5 protein-coding genes are annotated in these 4887 nt (G+C 70.8%); 1 reads left to right on the top strand and 4 read right to left on the bottom strand.

From position 1 onward, the window contains the following. Nucleotides 1–117: 117 nt before the first annotated feature. The gene (locus K0M70_RS10210; protein WP_290781767.1) at nucleotides 118–570 is read left to right on the top strand and encodes a hypothetical protein; all 453 of its coding nucleotides are present in this window, start codon (nucleotides 118–120) and stop codon (nucleotides 568–570) included. 12 nt (nucleotides 571–582) lie between these two features. Here K0M70_RS10210 and K0M70_RS10205 read toward each other — a convergent pair whose 3' ends face one another. The 4 genes from K0M70_RS10205 to K0M70_RS10190 all read right to left on the bottom strand — a co-directional run. After that, nucleotides 583–1836 carry an ABC transporter permease gene (locus tag K0M70_RS10205; protein WP_290781766.1) on the bottom strand — a complete coding sequence of 418 codons (1254 nt, stop codon included), beginning with the start codon at nucleotides 1834–1836 and terminating at the stop codon, nucleotides 583–585. Next, nucleotides 1833–3044 (bottom strand): HlyD family efflux transporter periplasmic adaptor subunit, encoded by a 1212-nt coding sequence (locus K0M70_RS10200; protein WP_290781765.1) that lies wholly within the window; start codon nucleotides 3042–3044, stop codon nucleotides 1833–1835. The genes K0M70_RS10205 and K0M70_RS10200 overlap by 4 nt, the downstream gene beginning before the upstream one ends. After that, nucleotides 3041–4006, bottom strand: coding sequence for an HlyD family secretion protein (locus K0M70_RS10195; RefSeq protein WP_290781764.1), 966 nt, complete (start codon nucleotides 4004–4006; stop codon nucleotides 3041–3043). The genes K0M70_RS10200 and K0M70_RS10195 overlap by 4 nt, the downstream gene beginning before the upstream one ends. Continuing rightward, nucleotides 4003–4887: HlyD family efflux transporter periplasmic adaptor subunit (locus K0M70_RS10190; protein ID WP_290781763.1), on the bottom strand; the 885-nt coding region annotated here is incomplete at its 5' end. The genes K0M70_RS10190 and K0M70_RS10195, both read right to left, overlap by 4 nt.

Here is a 4887-nt window from a genome sequence, read left to right as displayed (position 1 = left end):
CCCCCCCCCCCCCCCCCCCCCCCCAACGCAGGGAGTCCGGAACCATTGAGAGCCATCTTTTTCTTCGGCATCGGCCTGTCCGTTGCGCTTACGGCAGGCTGCGCAGGCAAGCGCCTGGTGGCTGAAGTCGATTCCGGGCTGATCATTCCGCCCCTGTCCGGCGCGGTGGACATGCCCGAAAACCAGCAGTTCCTTTTTCCCGCGCCAGTGCTGCGCAATCCGCCGCCGGAGTATCCGGAGGCCCTGCTTGACCTCGGGCTGCCGGACCAGACGGTCTGCCTGGCGATCGTGATCGACGAAGGCGGCGCGGTGCCTTCAAGCGCACCCGTGTTCGACAGCCCGGACTGCCCAAGCAGCGGGCAGCCCCCTCGGCCCGAATTCCTGGAGGCGGCCAGCAAAGCGGTGGCGCGCTGGGAGTTCCTGGCCGCGACGGTCTGCACTTACCCGGTCGGCGCCACCAAGAACGACGATTGCACGGGCGACGATGTGGCAACCCGGCAGGTCGCGGTGAAACTCTCGTACCGCTTCCGATTCAGGCTGGTGGATGGCAAGGGCATCGTCGAGCGCTAGCCGCCGGGCCACCTACTCCGTGCGCAGTGAGGCGATGGGGTCCAGATCGGCTGCCTGCTTGGCCGGGTACACGCCAAAAGCCAAGCCTACCGTCGTGCACAGCAGCACCGACGCGAGAATGGGCAGCGGTGCCCACGCCACGTCCCCGCCCGCCCGCGCGGCGATGGCGTACGCCAGCGCCACGCCGAAGGCGACGCCCAGCAGCGCGCCGGCCACGCAGATCACCGCCGCCTCGCGCAGGAACTGCGCCACCACGTCCACGCGGCGGGCGCCCAGGGCGCGCAGCAGGCCCACTTCGCGCCGACGCTCAAGCACGTTCGCCAGCATGATGTTCATGATGCCGATGCCGCCCACCAGCAGGCTCACGCCGGCGATGGCGCTCATCACCACCCGGAAGATGCGCTGGGTCTGCTGGTGCTGGGCGAACAGCTGCGCCGGAATCACCAGGCTGTAGTCGTCGACGTCGGCGTGGCGCTGCCGCAGCAGCGCGGCCAGCACCTGCGCGCCTTCGCCAATGCGCTCGGGTGCATCAACGCGCACCAGCACGCGGTCAACCTCGTCTTCCATCGGCTGGCGCCGGAAGCGCGCCAGCCCCGAGGCCAAGGGCACGAACACGCGGTTGCTTTCCAGACCCAGCGGTACGCCCTGGAACAGGTCGGCGCTGAGGTCGCGGTCAACCAGCACGCCCACCACTTCCAGCCAGGCATGGTTGACCTTGATGTACTGGCCCACCGCGTCACCCTGAGGGAACAGGCTGCGCGCGGCCTGGTGGCCCAGCACGGCCACCGCCGCCAGCGCGTCATCGTCCGCCTGCGTCAGCGCCCGGCCCTGGGCGATGCGCAGCGAACCAAGTTCGAAGAAGCTGGGCGAAATGGCGCTGGCCTGGGCGTCGCTGGTGGCGTGGTCGCTGGCCACGGCGTCGGTGCGCAGGCGCTTCTCGGCGGCCATCTTCAGGGCGCCGGGCACCACGTCAAGGGCGGCTTCGGCATCGGCACGCGTCAGGCCCTGGCTGCGGGCGCGCAGCTCGCGCAGCGTGGTTTCGTCGAAGGTCTTGGCTTCCACCACCAGGTTGGTGAGGCCCAGGCCCTCGACCAGGCGCAGCGCCTCGCGCCGGCTGCCCTCGCCCACCGCCTGCATGGCCACGATGGAGCCGACGCCGAACACCAGGCCCAGCAGGGTCAGGCCGGTGCGCAGTTTCCGCCGCGCCAGCTCCTCGAACGCCTCGCGCCAGGCCGTGCGATCCGTGAGGTGACGCCAGGGCATCATGGCGGCGCTCCGGTCGCGGGCGCTTCCTGGGCCAGCAGCACCCGCTCGCCGGCCTCAAGCCCAGACAGCACCTGGGTGCGCGCGGGCCCGCGCACGCCCAGCGTCACCGGCCGCCGCACCGGCCCGACGCGTTCGAGGACCGTCACGAACGCCTGCTCGCCTTCGCCCAGCAGCGCCACGTTGGCGACGGTGATGGCCTGCGCGGCCGACAGCAGGATGATGCGTCCGGTGAACGCCTGGCCCGGGACCCAGGCGTGCTTTTTAGCCGCCTGTGCGGGAACGCTGACCTTGGCCGACACGAACTTGGCGGGATTCTGTCGACTCACCGCGCGCGGCGCGCTCGCAATCCAGGTGACTTCGCCGACGGCCTGCTGGTCCGGATAACCCTGCGGCGTGAGTTCGACCTTCTGGCCCAGGGCCAGGCCCTGCGCCTCCTGCTGCGGCAGGCGCAGCTCGACTTCCAGCGCCTCGACGTCCGGCAGGTTGGCGAACTCCGCGCTGGCCCACATCTGTTCACCCACGCGCGGCAGTTCGCCGCTCCAGCCGACGGCCAGCATGAAGATGCCGGCATGCGCGGCGCGCAGCTCCAGGGCGTCCAGGTCGCCGCGCTTGTTCGCCGCACCTGCCTCCAGCGTGCTGCGCTGTACGCCCAGCAGGTTGATTTCAGCGCCCCCGCGCTGGGCCGACTGGTCCTGGCGCCAGCGCAGCACACCGGTCTTTTCGGTGAGGAACTGCTCGTCCTCCACCGCGTCCAGCACCTCGTTGCGCGCCAGCGCCTCGAAATCGGCGCGGGCGTAGCGGCGGGCGATGGCCAGTGCGGACTCGGCCTGGGCGAGCTCCACTTCCACCCGGTCCAGCCCGACTTCCAGCTCGCTTTCCTTGCTGGCACGCGCCAGTGCGTTGCGCTGGAGGTCGATCAGCGCCTTGTCGAGCTGCAGCTTGGATTGCGCCGCCTCGAAGCGCGCCACCAGGTCGCCGGCCTTCACCGGGCTACCGTCGGGCAGCATCCACACCAGCTGCCGCCGCGCGTAATTCTGACCCGGAACCCGCAGCGGCGTGGCCTTGGACGCCTTGAGCTCACCCTGCGCACGAACCCAGAACTCGGCCGGCGCCGGCGACACGACCTCGCTGGCCACCGTCCCGGCGTCCTGGCCACCGCAGCCCGCAAGCAGCAGCGCGGCCAGCAGGCAAAGGCCCAGCGGCCTCATGGCGTGGCCGCCGTGCGCAGCGCGGGCACGTCCACCTGCACGGACACGGGCATGCCGGTCTTGAGGCCCGTGGTGTCGCCCTCCAGACGCACCAGCACGTCCATCACGGGCATCGGCGACAGGCGCGACTTGCTGCGCACGGCCCGGCCCATTTCAGCCACGCGGCCCGACAGGCGCTGGCCCGCCCCGCCCTGCACCTGCACGCGCGCCGGCAGGCCCACGGCGATACGAAGCATGTCGCGCTCGGCCAGCGTGGCGCGCACCACCAGCGTGGACGGATCAGGCATCTCCGCCACGCGCTGGCCCATGAATGCCTGGCCGCCGACCTCGTAGCGTTCGCCGCGCCAGTTGCTCTTCACCACCAGCACGCCGTCGCGCGGCGCCAGCACGGACAGCGAACCCAGCGCCCGCGTCAGTTCGTCCACGTCGTTGCTGGCCTGTGCCACCTCGGCGGCGATGAGCGCGCGTTCGGCCTCGCGCTGTCGGCGCGCCAGCACTTCCCGCTGCTGCACCAGCACGGCGCGCCGCGTTGCCCGCTCACGCTCGATGACCAGCTTGCGGTAGTCCACGGAACGAATGATGTCGGCCGGCTGGTCGGCCTTGCGGCGGGCCTTGTCCAGCGTAGCGGCCTGCTCGGCGGTGGCGAGGCGTTCGGTGCGCTCGCGCTCGGCCAGGTCCAGCAGCAGCTTGGACTCCTCGCTTTTTTTCTGCTTGAGCAAGCCCTGGGCATCGGTCAGCTGGCGCTGGATGTCGGTGCCGTCGAACGTGACCGCAGGCTCACCCTGCTTGAGCAGCGCGCCGTCGGCGGCGAGCTGGGTTATCTGGAAGCTCCAGGCGTTGCGCACCGACGGCGGCGAGATGGGCGCGCTGCTGAGCGCGGCCACCTCGCCCTCCAGCGTCAGCACATCGGCGGCGGCCGGGACGCACGCCAGGGCCAGGGCGAGCGCGGCAGTGCGGATCATGGCGAAACCCCTTCGCCCGGCGCAGGCGCCGTCACCCGCACGCTCATGCCGGGCCGAAGCGGCAGGCCATGCCCTTCGGGCAGGTCGATGTCGACCGTGAAATAACGACCGCTGCCCCATTCCGCCTTCGCCTGTGGGGTGCCGCCCACGGCGGCGATCCGGGCCTGCAGCAAAGACCCGGGCACGGCGTCGAAGCTAAGCTGCACGCCCTGGCCGACGGCCAGGCCGCGTCGATCGGGCTCGAGCGCGAAAGCGCGCACGCCCAGCGCACCCGAGCGCACCAGCTGCCCGATGGCTTCGCCGGCGTTCGCGGTGCCGCCCTCTTCGTAGCGTTGGCCGGTGTTGGAATTGAAGTTGATGCTGGCCACGCCTGCGCCCTCGGCGCGCTGCTCGGCCACGGCGATCACCGACGCGGCATAGTCCAGGTCGGTCTGCATTTTCGCCATTTCCAGATCGCCGTCTTCGCGGCGCCGGCTGATGGCGTCGCGGGCGGCGCGCAATTCCTCGCGCTTGAGCGCGAACTCGCGCGTTGCCCGCGCCAGTTCGCCGGCGTAACGGTCAACGTCGATGCGGGCGATGTAGTCGGGCGGGATGGCGGCGTCCACCTTGGCAATGGCCAGCGCCGCCTCGGCGTCCACCAGCGCCAGCTGGGCGTCGAGTTCAGTCACGGCCAATTCCGCCAGCTCCTTGGCGATGCGGGCGCGGGCCTGCGCCACCTGGACTTCAAGCGTTTGCTGCTGGGCCAGGGCCGCGCCGGGATCAATGCGCACCAGCGAATCGCCCGGCTTGACCTCGGTGCCCTCGGGCACCAGATAGCGAAGGGTGACGGGACTTGATTCGGACATGGGTGCCAGGATCAGTTCGGCTTCGGGCGCATGCAC

This window comes from Arenimonas sp. (genome assembly GCF_019459675.1).
In the GTDB taxonomy this organism is placed as follows: domain Bacteria; phylum Pseudomonadota; class Gammaproteobacteria; order Xanthomonadales; family Xanthomonadaceae; genus Arenimonas.
The sequence above is the reverse complement of the archived record's forward strand: the minus strand, read 5'-3'. Positions and strand labels throughout refer to the sequence as shown.

Excerpts from the sequence above, each read along its gene's own strand:
- K0M70_RS10205 (WP_290781766.1), bottom strand. The coding sequence starts at position 1,836 with ATGATGCCCTGGCGTCACCTCACGGATCGCACGGCCTGGCGCGAGGCG.
- K0M70_RS10195 (WP_290781764.1), bottom strand. The coding sequence starts at position 4,006 with ATGATCCGCACTGCCGCGCTCGCCCTGGCCCTGGCGTGCGTCCCGGCC.
- K0M70_RS10200 (WP_290781765.1), bottom strand. The coding sequence starts at position 3,044 with ATGAGGCCGCTGGGCCTTTGCCTGCTGGCCGCGCTGCTGCTTGCGGGC.